Source organism: Paenochrobactrum gallinarii, from assembly GCF_014205685.1.
Taxonomy (GTDB): Bacteria; Pseudomonadota; Alphaproteobacteria; order Rhizobiales; family Rhizobiaceae; genus Paenochrobactrum; species Paenochrobactrum gallinarii.
Map to the genome: position 1 here is coordinate 197,795 of NZ_JACIIU010000002.1, position 15,484 is coordinate 213,278.

Annotated in this window: 13 protein-coding genes; 6 read left to right on the plus strand and 7 right to left on the minus strand. The window is 48.4% G+C overall.

Annotation, left to right across the window (positions count from 1 at the left end):
- Positions 1 to 95: 95 nt before the first annotated feature.
- From lptF to rsmA, 6 genes are all read left to right on the plus strand, one after another.
- A complete protein-coding gene (gene lptF, locus FHS77_RS03645) occupies positions 96 to 1,304 on the plus strand; it encodes an LPS export ABC transporter permease LptF (protein WP_184220151.1) in 1,209 nt (402 codons plus the stop codon).
- Complete coding sequence (gene lptG, locus FHS77_RS03650) at positions 1,301 to 2,389, plus strand: LPS export ABC transporter permease LptG (protein WP_184220154.1); 1,089 nt, start codon at positions 1,301 to 1,303, stop codon at positions 2,387 to 2,389. Before lptF ends, lptG begins: the two co-directional genes overlap by 4 nt.
- Positions 2,382 to 4,772: an LPS-assembly protein LptD gene (locus FHS77_RS03655; protein WP_184220157.1), complete on the plus strand. Its 2,391-nt coding sequence runs from the start codon at positions 2,382 to 2,384 to the stop codon at positions 4,770 to 4,772. Before lptG ends, FHS77_RS03655 begins: the two co-directional genes overlap by 8 nt.
- A gap of 162 nt (positions 4,773 to 4,934) precedes the next feature.
- Positions 4,935 to 5,900, plus strand: a complete 966-nt coding sequence (locus FHS77_RS03660; protein ID WP_184220159.1) for a peptidylprolyl isomerase — start codon at positions 4,935 to 4,937, stop codon at positions 5,898 to 5,900.
- A gap of 115 nt (positions 5,901 to 6,015) precedes the next feature.
- Positions 6,016 to 7,029, plus strand: coding sequence for a 4-hydroxythreonine-4-phosphate dehydrogenase PdxA (pdxA, locus tag FHS77_RS03665; protein WP_184220162.1), 1,014 nt, complete (start codon positions 6,016 to 6,018; stop codon positions 7,027 to 7,029).
- The gene (rsmA, locus tag FHS77_RS03670) at positions 7,029 to 7,856 is read left to right on the plus strand and encodes a 16S rRNA (adenine(1518)-N(6)/adenine(1519)-N(6))-dimethyltransferase RsmA (RefSeq protein WP_184220165.1); all 828 of its coding nucleotides are present in this window, start codon (positions 7,029 to 7,031) and stop codon (positions 7,854 to 7,856) included. The genes pdxA and rsmA overlap by 1 nt, the downstream gene beginning before the upstream one ends.
- 46 nt (positions 7,857 to 7,902) lie before the next feature.
- Here rsmA and gmk read toward each other — a convergent pair whose 3' ends face one another.
- From gmk to fabD, 7 genes are all read right to left on the minus strand, one after another.
- Entirely contained in the window at positions 7,903 to 8,565 is a 663-nt protein-coding gene (gene gmk, locus FHS77_RS03675) for a guanylate kinase (RefSeq protein WP_184220168.1), read from the minus strand.
- 5 nt (positions 8,566 to 8,570) lie between these two features.
- On the minus strand, positions 8,571 to 9,470 hold the full coding sequence (locus tag FHS77_RS03680; RefSeq protein WP_184220171.1) for a YicC/YloC family endoribonuclease: 900 nt from the start codon (positions 9,468 to 9,470) through the stop codon (positions 8,571 to 8,573).
- Between the two features lie 118 nt (positions 9,471 to 9,588).
- Positions 9,589 to 10,767, minus strand: a complete 1,179-nt coding sequence (mltG, locus tag FHS77_RS03685; protein WP_343060951.1) for an endolytic transglycosylase MltG — start codon at positions 10,765 to 10,767, stop codon at positions 9,589 to 9,591.
- A 510-nt stretch (positions 10,768 to 11,277) separates the two neighbouring features.
- Entirely contained in the window at positions 11,278 to 12,537 is a 1,260-nt protein-coding gene (gene fabF / locus FHS77_RS03690) for a beta-ketoacyl-ACP synthase II (protein WP_184220174.1), read from the minus strand.
- Between the two features lie 328 nt (positions 12,538 to 12,865).
- The gene (locus FHS77_RS03695) at positions 12,866 to 13,102 is read right to left on the minus strand and encodes an acyl carrier protein (protein ID WP_184220179.1); all 237 of its coding nucleotides are present in this window, start codon (positions 13,100 to 13,102) and stop codon (positions 12,866 to 12,868) included.
- Positions 13,103 to 13,375: 273 nt separating this feature from the next.
- Positions 13,376 to 14,113 (minus strand): 3-oxoacyl-[acyl-carrier-protein] reductase, encoded by a 738-nt coding sequence (fabG, locus tag FHS77_RS03700; RefSeq protein ID WP_184220182.1) that lies wholly within the window; start codon positions 14,111 to 14,113, stop codon positions 13,376 to 13,378.
- A 74-nt stretch (positions 14,114 to 14,187) separates the two neighbouring features.
- Entirely contained in the window at positions 14,188 to 15,132 is a 945-nt protein-coding gene (gene fabD, locus FHS77_RS03705) for an ACP S-malonyltransferase (protein WP_184220186.1), read from the minus strand.
- Between the last annotated feature and the right edge of the window lie 352 nt (positions 15,133 to 15,484).

Below are 15,484 nucleotides of genomic sequence, written 5' to 3' on the forward strand. Positions count from 1 at the left end.
TTACAGCTAAATTGGTAACAATCTGTATTCCCGTATATAGAGGGGTGAGTCTGTCTCATCTCCTTGTTTTTAAGATCAGGATGTAAACGCAAACTATGCGATTGATAGAATGGTATATCCTTCGCCGTGTTGCGATTATGCTTCTTGCAGTGCTCGGCTCCACCGTCGGCATTACCTGGATCGTACAGATTTTAAAACGCATCGACTTTTTGACCACCAGTGGCCAGTCTTTTACGACGATTCTCACATTCAGTTCGCTTTTGTTGCCTGCCGCCATTCCGATCGTGCTGCCCTTTGCACTGATTATTGCAATCACGCAAACGCTTTCAACGATGAATCAGGATTCGGAACTGGTTGTTATTAATGCATCCGGTGCATCCCGTGCAGCCGTTGTCCGCCCTGTTTTGCTGCTAGCGCTACTTGTATCAATGTCCTCCTTTGTGATCTCAAATTTTATCGATCCATATTCGCGCATGAATATGCGTGCCATGCTTGAGGGGGCTGGCTCTGATATGTTGAGTGTGATTATTCAGGAAGGCACTTTCCGTAAAGTCAGTGACAATCTTTATGTGCAAATCGCTGAGCGCAAGCCTGATGGCGGCATTGGCGGCCTGTTTATTGCTGACAGCCGCGACCCGCAGATTGATCTGATTTATTATGCGGCAGATGGTGTGATTGCCAATAATGGCACGCAGGATCTGATCCTGATGAAACAAGGCGAAGTGCAGCGCCGTGATATTAAAACCGGCAATGTTTCGATCATCAAATTTGATTCTTATTCTTTTGATCTCAGCCAGTTCACTGAAGGCGGCGGCGATGTCAGCTATTACGCCAAAGATCGCCCATTGACTTATTTGCTCAATCCCGACCCAAATGATCCAACAGTACAGACGCGTCCTCTCGCCTATAAAGCCGAGTTGCACAGCCGTTTAACAGAATGGCTCTATCCTGTAGTCTTTGCCTTTATTGCACTGGTTTTTGCCGGAGATTCACGCTCGCATCGTGAAGCGCGCGTTTCAGCATCCTTCTCGGCCATTAGCCTAGCACTTGCGGTCTATTGGTGCGGATATTATTTCACCGAAGGCGCTTCCAAAGAAGAAGCCTATATCAAAATCACCTATATTGTTCCCATTTCTGCAATGCTGATTTGCGCCTATTTGCTGATTAGCGGTCGCAGACTTGGCCTACCTGACACAATAGCCAAACCACTCAATGCTGTATTCAGCCGGTTATGGACTGTGATCCAGAATCTACGTTCACGCATTAATGGCACTTCCAAATATGAAAACGGAGGTGCAAAATGATTGGCTGGACCCTCGCCCGTTATTTTTTCATGCGCTATGTGCGTATTACCTGCTATTTTTTGCTGGGTATTTTTGCTCTGGCTCTGTTGTTGGATTTCACTGAAAATGCCAATCGCATGTCGAGTCTGCCTAATTATTCCGTCATGCAGGCTTTTTTGGTTTCAGCATTGCGCATTCCATTTTTGATGCAGCAGATGATTCCATTTGTGGCGCTTTTTTCCGCAATGGCGACACTCATCTCTCTCAACAGACGCTATGAACTGGTTGTTGCACGCTCTGTTGGCGTCTCAGCATGGCAGTTTTTATTACCGGCCTGCTTCGGTGCATTTTTATTCGGGCTTGCAACCATTATCATCGTTAACCCGCTTTCAGCCTATGGCTTTAATAAAGCGGAAGAAATCGCAATGTCTTGGAAGACCGGTCAGGTTACTGCCGTTTCCGCACTGCGCGACCCTTGGTTACGTCAGAAAACAGATGAAGGTGAAACGATCATCGGTGCCAAATCAATCCTTAATCAAGGGGCGACCTTAGCCGATGCGACATTCATTCTGTTCAACAGCGATAAGAGTATCAAAGAGCGTTTTGATGCCCGCAAGGCAGACCTTAAACCTGGGGTCTGGCAACTGACCGATGTTACACGTTTTGCGCTGGCAGAAGAGCCGGTTCAATATAAATCAATCGAGATACCGACACAGCTGCGTCCTGAATTTGTTCAGGAAAAGCTGGCTTCACCTGAAACGATTCCATTTTTCCAACTTCCCCACACAATTAATGTGGCCCGTTCATTCGGCTATTCAGCCAATGCTTTTGACATGCAATTCCAGTCATTACTGGCTTTACCGGCCCTTTTGATGGCAATGACTTTAATTGCAGCAACGGTTTCCCTCAAATTTGTGCGCTTTGGTCAGTCGGGAACGATGATTCTGGGTGGCGTGATGGCTGGCTTCGTGCTTTATGTGGTTACGGTTTTAGTAAAGGCGTTCGGTAATGCCGGATTCGTGCCGCCTTTTGTGGCAGCATGGGTACCTGTTGTTATCGCTACATTTTTCGGGGTCTCCTTTTTGTTGCATAAGGAGGATGGTTAGTGAGTTGAGTAAAGCACGCTTGATACTGCCAAATATATTCTCACAGCTCGTTCGCGGGACTGCTATTGCGTGCTTATTAAGCATTGTACCTATGGCTGCGACTACCTCCCCTGTTTTGGCGCAGGATGCATTGGGCGAAGGCTTCAAAACCAATCCTGATGCACGTATGCTTTTGCAGGCAGATGAGCTTGTTTATGACCGCGACATGCAAACTGTCGTGGCGCAAGGTGCTGTCCAAATCGAATATGATGGTAACCGGCTGGTTGCTGATAAAGTGACCTATAACCGCCAGACAAACCGTATGTCTGCATCCGGCAATGTGCAGGTAGTCGAAAAAGACGGCAATACAATTTACACTGATGAAATGGATGTGACTGATGATTTCCGCGACGGCTTTGTAAACGGCCTCCGCGTTGAGACCACAGATGACACCCGTTTTGTCGCTGAAAGCGCAGAACGCAGCGGCGGTGAAATCACCACATTCAATAATGGCGTTTACACTGCCTGTCAGGCCTGCACTAAAAATCCTGACAAACCTGTCCTTTGGCAGATTAAAGCCCAAAAAATCATCTGGAATGGTGCCCGCAAATCTGTGCGGTTTGAGCGCGGCCAGTTTGAACTATTCGGCATGCCAATCGCTTTCTTACCAGCCTTTGAAATGGCTGACCCGAGCGTAAAGCGCAAAAGCGGTTTTCTCTTTCCGGGATTTGCCTACAAAGACAAGCTCGGTTTTGGTGTTAAAGCATCCTATTTCTGGAATCTGGCACCGAATTACGATCTAACTGCTTCAACAACTGGCTACACCAAGCAAGGTTTTTTGAGCGAAGCTGAGTGGCGCCATCGCCTTGAAAACGGCAGCTATAATTTACGTATTGCTGGTATTCATCAGTTCAAGTCTGGTGATTTTAATTCCAATACGATTGATGCGGACAATAAAAATCGTGGCATGATCGCCTCCAAAGGTGACTTTGAAATCAACTCCCGCTGGAAATATGGCTGGGATGTGATGGCGCAAAGCGATAAAAACTTTAGCCGCACCTACGATATCGAAGGCTATTCATCATCAACACAGACGTCTAATATTTATCTGACTGGCATTGGTGAGCGTAGTCATTTTGACCTAAATTTCTATCGCTTTAATGTGCAGGAAGATAAGTCATCTTCTCATGAAAATGAAGTCGATTCAAAACAGCCTTGGGTTTTTCCAAGTCTTGACCATTTATATATAGCGCCCGATGCCGTTTATGGCGGTGAATTCAGCATCACCAGCAATCTTCAGGTTCTTTATCGTAAAAACCAATATGATAATGCAAGTTTAGTTCCAAGTACAAATAGCTTTATCCAACGCGGCTCGGATAATTATCGTGTACCAGGTGCGAGCGGCACCAATGCACGTTTCACATCAGAAGCCGAGTGGAAGCGAAACTTCATCACACCTAATGGCGTAGTCATCACACCAATTCTGGCTTTGCGTGGCGATGCGATCGGCGTGAACAGTAACTCTATTGATGTAACCCGCTCGCAGGCTTTCCGTGCCATGGCAACCGCCGGCATGGAGGTGCGTTGGCCGATCCTTTTCTCATCCACCAGCAGCACACATATTATCGAGCCGACAGCGCAATTGTTTGTGCGCAATAACGAAACCTATGCCGGCGCAATACCGAATGAAGATGCGCAAAGCTTTGTTTTTGACGCAACCAATCTGTTTGAGCGTGATAAATTCTCTGGCTACGACCGCGTAGAAGGTGGCACCCGCGCCAATCTTGGTCTTCGTTATTCCGGCAATCTGAACAGTGGCTGGGGTGTTTACGGTCTCGCAGGTCAATCTTTCCAGTTAGCTGGCCGCAACTCTTTTGCCAGCCCTGATTTTGTTAATGTTGGAGCAGAATCCGGTCTGCAAAATAGCAGATCAGATTATGTGGCCATGCTTGGCATCTCGGACAATGAAGGTTTCAGTCTGGCTGGTCGCGGTCGTTTTGATCGCAAAGACTTCTCACTGCAACGTGGTGAAATAGAAGCTCAAAAAAGCTGGTCACGCCTGAGCGTAAGCGCTCGTTATGCTTATATCGCACCACAACCGACTTACGGATACAATCATATCCGTCAGGAATTGTCGCTGGCCGCATCAGCACGTGTTAATGAAAACTGGCGTGTCTTCGGCGGCACGACGTATGAGCTGGTCTCCAACACGCTTGTTCGTGCGTCAGCTGGCCTTGCCTATGATGATGAATGTTTCAGCTATTCGATGACCTATAGTCAGTCACGCAATGCGCCGCCAAGCACCGTGACCAAACCAGATCATAGTATTGGCTTTAAGATCAGCTTCCGCACATTGGGTGATTTCGGCAGCACCAGCAACTTATCGAAAGGTTCACTATATTAAGTAGTGAACCTTCTGGTAAGTATAATCTTTTGGCCGTTAGTTTGCCCTGATGTCATTGTTTTGCCGCATCGGTTTGGCTATAAAGTAACAAAAATTTGATCTAGCAAGTGCTGAACTCTATCGAGACGTTGTAAAACCAACGTAAGACCCGGGAAATAAGTTATGATTTTTAAGCAGCCAATAATTGCATCTTTCTTCAGTGCAGCACTCTGCCTGACAGCTGTTGGCGCCTTAACTATACCTCAGCCCGCTTATGCCGCTGCTGGCGGCACTGAAGTTAAAGTCATTGTTAACAGCAATGCCATTACCTCAGGCGACATTCAAAAACGTGCCGCCTTCTTAAAAGTACAGGGCAAAAAAGGTAATCTGACCAGTCAGGCTCGTGCTGAGCTGACCGATGAAATGCTTAAGCGCGTTGAAATGAAAACCCGTGGCGTCAACATTTCAAAGCAAGAAATTGATGCGGCCTACGCTAATTTTGCATCCAGCAACCGGATGAGCGTCGCACAGATGAACCAGATGATGAATCAGGCTGGCATCACGCCTGAACATTTCAAAACTTATATCATGGTGCAAATGGGCTGGGGTCGTCTTATCAGCTCCCGCTTCCGTGAAGAAGGTATTATTTCTGAATCAGATGCTGTTCAGCGCATGCTGAAAGATGGTGGGCGCAAACCGGTTGCTACAGAATATCACCTGCAGCAAGTTATTTTCGTTGTCCCTTCTGCCAAGCGTTCTCCCGCTTTGATGGCCAAGCGCCGTCAGGACGCAAACACGCTCCGTTCGCGCTTTAACAACTGCGCGACAACCCGTAGCCAAGCAAAAGGCATGCTGGATGTGACTGTGCGTGATCTGGGTCGCATTTTAGAACCGCAATTGCCGGGCGAATGGGAAAAAGATGTCAAAGCAGCTTCTGCTGGCAGTACCACAAAGCCACATGACACTGAGAAAGGTGTCGAGTTTCTTGCAGTTTGCTCAACTCGCAAAGTCTCGGATGACCGTGTCGCACAGATGGTCTTCTCGCTTGAAGGTACGCAAACTGCTAAAGGGCAGGAACAAAAAGCCGAACAGCTGAGCAAACAATATTTGGATGAATTGCGCAAAAAGGGCCGTATCGTTAATCGATAAGCATTGTTCGCGTGAGCTTAGACTTCAGGCATACAGATTTTCTAACGCCTTATTTACTGCCATTTCAGCTTTTTATTAAGCTGAAATGGCAGTTGCATTTAACGATGGTTGTATCATGAAACCCTTAGCGCTCAGCATTGGTGATCCGTCCGGTATTGGCCCTGATCTTGCATTATCGCTTTGGTCGCAGCGCCGTCAGCTTAACGTGCCGGAGTTTCTGGTATTAGGTGATGTGGAACAATTGCGCTTACGCGCCAAGCATTTGCAACTTGATGCGCCGATTGAAATTTCAAACCCTGCAAATGCAAAGACAGATTTTCAACACTTTCTGCCAGTGCAACCTCTGAAAAATAAACTCATCGAGAATATCGGTACGCCGTTATCAGAAAATGCTGCCGGCATTATTGAAGCGATTGAGCAAGCAGTCGCGTTGACATTGGCAGGAGACACATCTGCTGTGGTAACCTGCCCTATTTCCAAAAAGCCCCTTTATGATACTGGTTTTGAACATCCCGGTCATACGGAGTTTTTGGCAAGTCTTGCATCGCAACATCTTGGCCATCCGGTCATGCCAGTGATGCTGCTTGCAGGCCCCGATTTGCGTGCTGTGCCAGTGACTATTCACATCCCATTGCATGATGTTCCTCAACAGCTAACCACTCAACTGATTGAAGAAACCATTATAATCACAGAGCGTGATTTGCGGACACGTTTTGACATTAAAGAACCACGTATCGCGGTTTCCGGCCTCAACCCGCATGCGGGCGAAAATGGTGCTTTGGGTCATCAGGACGAGAGTGTCATATTGCCAGTGGTTATGAAGCTGCGTTCGAAAGGCATGGATATCAAAGGCCCCTTACCAGCTGATACGATGTTTCATGCCCGTGCCCGCCAAAATTATGATGTCGCTATCTGCATGTATCATGATCAGGCGCTCATTCCGGCCAAAGCGCTGGCTTTTGATGAAAGCGTCAATGTCACACTCGGCCTGCCATTTATCCGTACATCGCCGGATCACGGCACCGCATTTGAAATTGCAGGGCAAGGCATTGCCCGTCCCGACAGTCTGCTTGCCGCTTTAAAGCTGGCGCAGACTTTAAGCCTCACAGCCTTGAAAGAATCTGCCTGATGAGCATTGATAATCTGCCGCCATTACGCCAAGTGCTTGAACAATATGATCTGATGCCTAAAAAATCTTTAGGCCAGAACTTTTTATTCGATCTCAATCTGACGTCCAAAATTGCCCGTCAAGCAGGCGCTTTACAAGACCAGCCGGTAATTGAAGTAGGCCCTGGCCCCGGCGGGTTGACCCGTGCGCTTCTTGCTCAAGGCGCATTGGTGACAGCAATTGAACGGGATGAACGCTGCCTGCCAGCTCTGGCCGAGATTGAAAGCCACTATCCGGGACGGTTGAAAGTGATATCCGGCGATGCGCTGGAACAGGATTTTGAAGCACTGTTTCCTGATGGCAACAAGCCGCGCATCGTCGCCAACCTACCATATAATGTCGGCACGCAATTGCTGATTAACTGGCTGTTGAGCGAACCTTGGCCGCCCTACTATCAGTCAATGACCCTGATGTTCCAGCGTGAAGTGGCTGAACGTATTGTTGCTGCGCCCAATACCGACCATTATGGCCGTCTGGCTGTGCTTGCCGGCTGGCGCACACAATCACGCATTGCCTTTGACGTACCGCCACAGGCGTTCACACCGCCGCCCAAAGTCATGTCTTCTGTGGTGCATATCACACCGCTTGATAAGCCTTTGCCATGCGATGCGCAAAAGCTTGGACGCATTACACAAGCTGCGTTCGGCCAGCGCCGTAAAATGCTGCGTCAAAGCCTCAAGCCCGTCAATGGTGCCAAGCTCTTGGAGGTTACCGGCATTGATGGCACAAGACGCGCAGAAACATTAAACATCGAAGAGTTTGTAGCGCTTGCCAATGCTCTTGACTGATAAAAAAAACGCCGGAAGTCACTTCCGGCGTTTTTTATTTGCGTACTTATTGCGCAGCCGGTTCGTTCAGCAACTGATCAACAAAATCAAACAGACCCGGACGTCGGTCACGGCGCAAACGCTCAGCCGTGACAATAGCTTTGACCGCAGTATAAGAGCGGTTCAGATCTTCATTGATCACAATATAATCGTATTTCGACCATTTCTGAATTTCTACGCGCGCATTATGCAGACGTGTTTCAATTACCTCAACACTGTCTTCTGCACGGCGATGCAAGCGCGATTGCAGCTCTTTCATTGATGGCGGCAGCACAAAAATGGAAACCACGTCAGCCGGCATTTTTGCCTGCAACTGGTCTGCCCCCTGCCAATCAATATCAAACAGCATGTCCTGACCATCAGCCAGTGCATCTTCGGCGGTTGCGCGCAATGTGCCGTAGAAATTACCATGCACCTCTGCATATTCAATCAGCGCATCGCTGTCACGCAAGCGTTCAAACTCAGCCACGCTGATGAAATGGTAATGAACGCCTTCGACTTCGCTCGGGCGGCGGGCACGGGTGGTGACACTGACAGAAAGAGACAAATTCATCTCTCTGTCTTCCAATAATAATCTTGCAATACTGGACTTTCCTGCACCGGACGGCGAGGAAATCACCAGCATAAGCCCGCGACGGGAAACGCCATTTTCCGTTGATGAGATGGCCATATGAATTACTCCAGATTTTGTATCTGTTCACGAAACTGATCAACGGTCGCTTTGAGTTCCAGACCGATGGCTGTTATCGTTGCTGCATTGGATTTCGCGCAAAGTGTGTTGGCTTCACGGTTAAATTCTTGCGACAGAAAATCAAGCTTGCGCCCGATTGCACCGCCGTTTTGTAATAATTTTCTGGCAGATGCCACATGAGTGTCCAGTCTGTCCAGTTCTTCTTGTATGTCCGCCTTGGTGGCAAGATAGGCCGCTTCCGCGTGGAGCTTATCTTTATCAAGCGCTTGTGACGCATCCAGCAATAAAGAAACCTGCGCGGCTAAACGGTTCTTGATGGCCTCGACACCACGCGCCGGATCAAGGCGTGCTTTTTCTGTCAAAGTGGCAATCTCTTCGACATGCTTTTCAAAGATCCGCTTGAGCGCTGATCCCTCTTGCTCTCGTGTCTCTTTTAATTGCAGCAATAACGCACGCAAGCCATCAAGAACGGCGGCCTTCAATGCTGCCTCATCTTCTTCAGATACGGCTTCTTGCGGTTGATCCAATATGCCACGAAGGGCAAACAAACCATCAAGTGTTAAGGGTGCCACGCCAAAGCGGCTCTGCAATTCTTGCGACGCCTCCAGCAGCTTTTCAACCAATGCATGATTAATCGAGATATCATGACGCTCGGTGCCATTATCGATCGTCAGCGACACCTGCATATTGCCGCGGGTAAAGCTTTTTGCCACAAGGCCGCGAATATTATGCTCCAACCCCTCAAAACCCTGCGGCAGACGCAAACGCACATCCAGCCCTTTGCCATTCACCGAGCGTATTTCCCAAGTGAAATTCGTCACCAACCCACCATTTTGATGTGTTGCACTATAACGGGCAAACCCAGTCATGCTTTGCAATGTCATGAGACGCGACCTTTGGCATTAGAGTCCGGCTTTAAAATCGAGAAAAACCGGAAATAAAAGTGAGTGAAACGGACAATGTGCCCGTTTCACTTGATGATTAGACCTGTTTTACCAGTGTTTATTGAGCAACAGGTGCAGTAGCTGCATCACGTTTTTGCTGCTCAATACCGCGCCATTTACGAACATTTTCATTATGCTCTTTCAATGTCTCGGCAAAAACGTGACCACCAGTACCATCGGCCACAAAGAACACATCCTTGGTTGCCAGCGGATTTGCAACAGCTTCCAAAGCAGCGCGACCCGGATTGGCAATTGGTGTCGGCGGCAAGCCATTGATAACATAGGTGTTATATGGTGTCGGCTTTTCAATGTCTGACTTATAAATCGGACGATCGGACGGTTTACCCAAACCACCGAACAGGCCGTAAATAATGGTCGGATCAGACTGCAATCGCATGCCCTGATTGAGACGGTTGACAAAAACCGATGCCACATGCGGACGCTCTGCCGCGATACCGGTTTCTTTTTCAACGATCGACGCCAAGGTCACAAATTCATTGATATCTTTAACCGGCAAATCTTTCTGGCGGGTCGCCCAGATTTCATTGACCAACTTCTTCTGCGAAGCAAGCATACGCTCAACCATCTCAGCACGGGTAGTGCCACGGGTGAAGTGCAGTGTATCAGTAAAGAGCGAACCTTCTGCCGGCATTTCTTTTGGCAAAGCGCCGGTCAGGATTTCATTCTTATCAAGACGATCAAAAATCTGATTGACGGTCAAACCTTCCGGAATGGTCATCGGGTACATGATCGACTTGCCACTGATCAGGATGCTCATGATATCGCGCATAGAAGCGCCGACCGGGATCATATATTCACCGGCTTTCATATCATTTTCATGGCCGTAAGCGCGCACGCCATAACGGAAAATACGGGCATCCGTGATGAATTCACGACGTTCCAGACTATCGGAAATTTCGGAAATACCGGAGCCCCGCTTGACCAAAAAGGCGGTTTCTTCCTGCAATGGCCCCTGACCATCAAACTGCAACTTGCCAAAGTAGAAGAGTGCAGATCCTGCAATAACGGTCAAAACCAGCAGTGACAGCATAAAATTTGCAAATATAACGATCTGGCTGCGGGCAGCACGCGAACGCTTTTTAGGTGGCTTGGGTCCGGGCTGCGGACGCAATGCTTCAGCTGCGGATTTTGGCACGAATGGCTTGACCGGCTCAGCAACGGTATCGCTAACTGCTACTTCTGCTTCAGCCGCACTTTGTGCAACTGGTTCATCAATGACCGGTTCAGCCTGAACCGTTTGCGGCTGCACTTCAATCTCAGATGCGACGGCTTCTTGAGGAGTGTCCTGATCTGCAATTTTTATTGCATCATCCGCAACCTTAGCTGCATCCGCAGATGTTTCAAAAACATCTGTTTCCTGAGATTTCGGATTTTTATCGTCTGAACTCACTCGATCACCTCGATCCAAATTTGATGCAGCGTCACTGATAGTTTATAAACTCCAGCGATCCATTTTTATCATTTCGCTACAAACAGCACTTAAACGCCTAATGCAATTGCAGCAAGATATCCTTGATAGCTCAAATAATGGATATCTTTAGGGCGAAGCACACAAAAATATTGTTACAGGATTTAACCAATAAAGCAGTCCAATTGCATGAACTACTTTTAGCTTCACCAAGAAATGCCGCCATGATGCAGCTATCATCCCCAGATACGCAAAGGACGCCAATGTTTTTTGCACTGGCGTCCTGCTTATCCCCGACTCTTGATTAAAAGAGCAAAATTACTGGTAACGACGCATCACCAGCGATGCGTTTGTTCCGCCAAAACCGAACGAATTTGAAAGTACGGTATCGATTTTTCGTTCACGCGGTTTGTGCGGCACCAAATCAATTTTGGTGGCGACAGACGGTGTATCCAGATTGATTGTAGCAGGCGCGATATTGTCGCGGATTGCCAGAATCGAGAAGATTGCTTCAGCAGCACCGGCAGCACCAAGCAAATGGCCGATCGATGATTTGGTTGACGACATCGAAATCTTCGATGCAGCATCACCAACCACACGCTCAACAGCACCCAGCTCCAGCGTATCCGCCATGGTGGATGTACCGTGTGCGTTGATATAGTCGATCTGGTCAGGTGTAATGCCTGAACGCTTTAACGCTGCTTCCATGCAACGCTGCGCACCTTCACCATTCTCGCTTGGAGCGGTGATGTGATAAGCATCACCGGACATGCCGTAACCGGTCACTTCCGCGTAGATTTTCGCGCCGCGTGCCAGTGCATGTTCCAGCTCTTCCAGAACGAGAACACCAGCGCCCTCGCCCATCACGAAACCATCACGGTCATCGTCATAAGGGCGCGAAGCAGCGGTCGGATCATCATTGCGCTTGGTCGACAGCGCCTTACAAGCAGCAAAGCCTGCGAGCGAGATACGGCTGACCGGTGATTCAGTACCACCTGCAACCATGACATCCGCATCGCCCAAAGCGATCATACGGGCAGCATCACCAATAGCATGGGTGCCGGTTGCACAAGCCGTGACCACAGAGTGGTTAGGACCGCGCAATTTATGTTTGATGGACACATGGCCGGAGGCCAGATTGATCAGACGGCCAGGAATGAAGAACGGGGAAACACGACGTGCGCCCTTATCGCGCAATGTGTAACCAGCTTCAACAATACCTTCGATACCGCCGATACCGGAACCGATCAATACACCGGTTGCCACCTGATCTTCGTCGCTTTCCGGATGCCAGTTGGCATCATCCAGCGCCTGATCAGCCGCAGCCACAGCGTAAACGATGAAAGGATCAACTTTGCGCTGTTCCTTTGGTTCCATATATAAATCAGGATTGAATGTTCCGTTGCTGCCATCACCTACAGGGATGCGACAGGCAATCTGACAAGCCAGATCGTCAACTTCAAACTCTGTAATACGGCGAGCGCCGCTTTGACCGGAAAGAAGACGCTTCCATGTCTCTTCAACGCCATTTGCCAGCGGTGACACCAGACCTAAACCGGTGATAACGACACGCCTCATATTCACTCCTTCGAGTATGACAATCTCAAACTATGTTCCGCTTGCAAGCGGGCAAGATGATTTGTCGCCTTGAATGCGCGCCGGGCTAAACCTTTTTTGTAAGGTTTTAAGGCGCCGGTACGCCTAAAAGTTACATTTAAATTTAGTCTATAAAAAATAAACCGATTAGATAACCGGTTCATCAAGAGCACTTACAGCTTAATTTTAAAAATTGAAAATGCTCTCTCGACTTGCTTGATACACACTGTTTCAAAACTGCTTTGCATTTTTTTGACGCTGTGTATGAAAAATACGGAATCGGAGCATTCCGATCCCGTATTTTCAAATATTAAGCAGAAGCTTTGTCGATGAACTTAACAGCGTCACCAACGGTAAGGATGGTTTCTGCTGCATCATCAGGGATCTCAACGCTGAATTCTTCTTCAAACGCCATGACCAGTTCTACTGTATCAAGGCTGTCTGCACCGAGATCATCGATAAAGCTCGCGCCTTCCGTGACCTTGTCGGCATCTACGCCCAGATGTTCAACAACGATTTTCTTGACGCGTTCTGCGGTATCGCTCATGTCGTGACCTCGACCTGTGTTTAGTTGCAACGCTTTGGTTAGCGGTATGCATGATTGTAATCAAGTTATAAGATATATGCCAACTGTAGTCTTTACATCCTTTAGCATACATCCTGTGGATATTCCTTACGGAACGAGATTAAGACGCTTCAAGCGAGGCGTCTTGTTTCTTGGGCGCGGCATTTACCATGCTTCTTGAGCAAGGCAAAGCAGATTTTGCCCAATCATCTGCTTCTTGCCCTCCCTTTATGGCTTTTCGGGCACATAAAGGGCTTAAATCATTGCCATTCCGCCATTAACATGGACAGTCTGGCCGGTAACATAAGCTGCTTCATCGCTTGCCAAATAAACAACAGCAGCAGCAATTTCAGCGCCTGTCCCCATGCGTTTCATCGGAATTGAGCTCATAATCGCGTCTTTTTGCTTCTCATTGAGCTTATCGGTCATAGCCGATTCGATAAACCCTGGAGCAATGCAGTTGACCGTTACATTACGACTGGCAATTTCTTGTGCAAGTGATTTCGAAAAACCGATCAAGCCGGCTTTGGATGCACAATAGTTTGCCTGACCCGGATTGCCGGTCACGCCAACGATCGAAGAAATATTGATAATACGGCCATGACGGCGGCGCATCATCGGATGGGTAATTTCGCGGGTCAGGTTGAACACGGATGTCAGATTGACATTTAAAACCGCATCCCAGTCTTCATCGCTCATACGTACAAACAAGCCGTCTTTGGTAATACCGGCATTGTTGACGAGAATGTCGATGCCGCCCATTTCCTCTTCAGCCTTCTGGCCAAGAGCTTTCACTTCTTCACGGTCGGAGAGGTTTGCAGGGAACACAAAAACGCGTTCGCCAAGCTCTGCAGCCAGAGAATCAAGCTTTTCTTTACGGGTACCGTGCAGGCCAACAATTGCGCCTTGTGCATGGAGCGCACGGGCAATTGCTTCACCCAAACCGCCGGTTGCACCGGTAATGAGAGCCTTACGGCCAGTCAGATCAAACATTTGAGATCCTTTTATTATTTACCGCGCACCTTACTTACAAAATCCGCTTTGCAGTTTTTGAGGTGCATTTTTAATTACTTTGAAAACGCAGCTAATGCTGCCTCAATATCTTCTGCGGAACCAACGGTAACACCGTTGATTTCTTTAGCAATACGACGTGCAAGGCCAGTCAGAACTTTGCCTGAACCAACTTCATAAAGTGTCGAAACATTATTAGCTGCAAACCACTCAACAGTTTCACGCCAGCGCACCTGTCCGGTGACCTGCTCAACCAGCAAATCAGCAATTTCAGTGGCAGATGTAACAGGAGCCGCACGCACATTGGCGATCAATGGCACTACCGGATCGTTTTTCTGCACATTGGCCAGTGCTTCACGCATGGCATCAGCCGCAGGTGACATCAGGCTTGAATGGAAAGGTGCAGAAACCGGCAGCATGATCGCGCGCTTTGCGCCCTTTTCAGAGGCTTTGGCAGCAGCGGCTTCAACGGCCGCCTTCGAGCCGGAGATTACCAGCTGACCGCCACCATTATCATTGGCAATCTGCACCGCACCCAAAGAAGCGGCATCTGCACAGATAACTTCTACATCCGCATGTTCCAGACCAATGATGGCAGCCATCGCGCCTTGCCCCACAGGAACTGCGGCCTGCATGGCATTACCGCGGATACGCAACAAACGGGCGGTATCAGCAAGTGAGAATGTGCCGGCGGCGCAAAGGGCTGAATATTCACCCAGCGAATGACCGGCAACGTAGGAAACCTGATCTTTCAAAGAAAAACCCTGTGATTCCATCACTCGCAACACAGCCATCGACACAGCCATCAAAGCAGGCTGCGCATTGGCTGTGAGCGTCAGCACATCTTCAGGACCTTCAAACATAGTCGCTGAAAGCTTTTCCCCGAGTGCATCATCAACTTCGGCAAAAACTGCACGTGCTTCTGCAAATTGCTCAGCAAGCGCTTTGCCCATGCCAACAACCTGACTGCCCTGGCCGGGAAAAGTAAATGCTACGGTCATAAATACCTCACTCTATATATAATGCGGCGATACAATCTCATGTCAAAGCCCATATAAGAATGAGCAGTTTATATGAGATTTATAGGTATTCAATGACGGATTATCACCCTGCCTGAACACCAAAAGCTGCATAAACTTTATTTTTTCTATCTCGCGATGTGCCTTTGCTCTGCGCACAAGTCAAGCTTTTGTCACGCATAAGCACTAATGCGGCTTGCAAAGACGGGGAAAAACGCTTAAGAGCCAGACATTCATTGCTCGGCATCAGCTGGGGGCTGAACGGAGGATCATGTCAATTGCTCTTGCAACAATGACGTGAGAAGCGAGAAAATGCTTCATCTCCCGTGTCTCC

What these genes read in the sequence shown, in the direction of transcription:
- fabD (WP_184220186.1), bottom strand. Translation starts at nt 15,132, where the DNA reads ATGACCGTAGCATTTACTTTTCCCGGCCAGGGCAGTCAGGTTGTTGGC.
- lptG (WP_184220154.1), top strand. Translation starts at nt 1,301, where the DNA reads ATGATTGGCTGGACCCTCGCCCGTTATTTTTTCATGCGCTATGTGCGT.
- lptF (WP_184220151.1), top strand. Translation starts at nt 96, where the DNA reads ATGCGATTGATAGAATGGTATATCCTTCGCCGTGTTGCGATTATGCTT.
- rsmA (WP_184220165.1), top strand. Translation starts at nt 7,029, where the DNA reads ATGAGCATTGATAATCTGCCGCCATTACGCCAAGTGCTTGAACAATAT.
- FHS77_RS03680 (WP_184220171.1), bottom strand. Translation starts at nt 9,470, where the DNA reads ATGACATTGCAAAGCATGACTGGGTTTGCCCGTTATAGTGCAACACAT.
- fabF (WP_184220174.1), bottom strand. Translation starts at nt 12,537, where the DNA reads ATGAGGCGTGTCGTTATCACCGGTTTAGGTCTGGTGTCACCGCTGGCA.
- gmk (WP_184220168.1), bottom strand. Translation starts at nt 8,565, where the DNA reads ATGGCCATCTCATCAACGGAAAATGGCGTTTCCCGTCGCGGGCTTATG.
- FHS77_RS03655 (WP_184220157.1), top strand. Translation starts at nt 2,382, where the DNA reads ATGGTTAGTGAGTTGAGTAAAGCACGCTTGATACTGCCAAATATATTC.
- fabG (WP_184220182.1), bottom strand. Translation starts at nt 14,113, where the DNA reads ATGTTTGATCTGACTGGCCGTAAGGCTCTCATTACCGGTGCAACCGGC.
- pdxA (WP_184220162.1), top strand. Translation starts at nt 6,016, where the DNA reads ATGAAACCCTTAGCGCTCAGCATTGGTGATCCGTCCGGTATTGGCCCT.
- FHS77_RS03695 (WP_184220179.1), bottom strand. Translation starts at nt 13,102, where the DNA reads ATGAGCGATACCGCAGAACGCGTCAAGAAAATCGTTGTTGAACATCTG.
- FHS77_RS03660 (WP_184220159.1), top strand. Translation starts at nt 4,935, where the DNA reads ATGATTTTTAAGCAGCCAATAATTGCATCTTTCTTCAGTGCAGCACTC.